General features: G+C 43.9%; 1 protein-coding gene. It reads left to right on the top strand.

Annotated elements, in window-relative coordinates:
* Positions 1-1,126, top strand: a 1,126-nt coding sequence (locus tag ACP6PM_RS20910; RefSeq protein WP_426588024.1) for a DUF4912 domain-containing protein, incomplete at both ends; no start/stop codon positions are given.

Raw genomic sequence — 1,126 nt, 5'->3', positions numbered from 1 at the left:
ATTGGTACAGGTGTTGCCGGAATAGCAGGTTTAGTAGAGACGCCAGAAGAAACAATTCAAGTAACTCCAGAAACTCTGACTCGAGAAGCAACCCCAGAAGAGGGCAATGAAACAGGCGTTGGTAGTATTGGTACAGGTGTTGCCGGAATAGCAGGTTTAGTAGAGACGCCAGAAGAAACAACTCAAGTAACTCCAGAAACTCTGACTCGAGAAGCAACCCCAGAAGATGGAAATGAAACAGGTGTTGGTGGTATTGGTATGGGAGTAGCTCCCATAGCAGGAATAGCAGGAATAGCAGGAATAGCAGGGTTAGTAGCAGCTTGGGCAAGCCAAGAAAAAAATAGTCAAATAACTCTTAGCCCCAACTCAAGTAAAACAGCATCAGCAACTTGGTCAGTACCACAAGCAGACAAAGAAGCAGCCAAATCACATGGTGGTCAGCAATATCAACTCCGAGTTTATGATGTGACAGATATTGACCTAGACTCACAAGCAGGTGAGACTGTGCAAGAGCACGATATATCAGAATCAAGCACACACAAGGAAGTTGAGTCTCTAGATACTCAACGAGAATATCAGGCAGAAATAGGTTATGTCACAGATGATGGTGAGTGGTTAAAGTTAGCTCGTTCTCAGCGAGTGCAGATATTAGCAGAGGAAGTAGAAGTAGATACTAATGTTGGGGTAACTGAAACAACTGAAGTAACTCTAGAAACTCCAGAAACACAGATAGAAATTCCCAGCCAAGAACAAATCCCAGAAGATGGCAATGAAATAGGCGTTGGTAGTATTGGTATGGGTATTGCTGGAATAGCAGGTTTAGTAAAAACCCCAGAAGAAACAACTCAAGTAACTCCAGAAACTCAAACCCCACAGCCAACTCTAGAAGATGGCAATGAAATAGGGGTTGGTAGTATTGGTACAGGTATTGCCGGAATAGCAGGTTTAGTAGAAACCCCAGAAGAAACAACTCAAGTAACTCCAGAAACTCAAACCTCACAACCAACCCCAGAAGATGGAAATGAAACAGGTGTTGGTGGTATTGGTATGGGAGTAGCTCCCATAGCAGGAATAGCAGGAATAGCAGGAATAGCAGGGTTAGTAGCAGCTTGGGCAAGCCAAGAAA

This window comes from Dapis brunnea BLCC-M229 (assembly GCF_050015995.1).
GTDB lineage: Bacteria > Cyanobacteriota > Cyanobacteriia > Cyanobacteriales > Microcoleaceae > Trichodesmium.
Note: the sequence above shows the minus strand (reverse complement) of the source record. Positions and strands in the feature narration are given on the sequence as shown.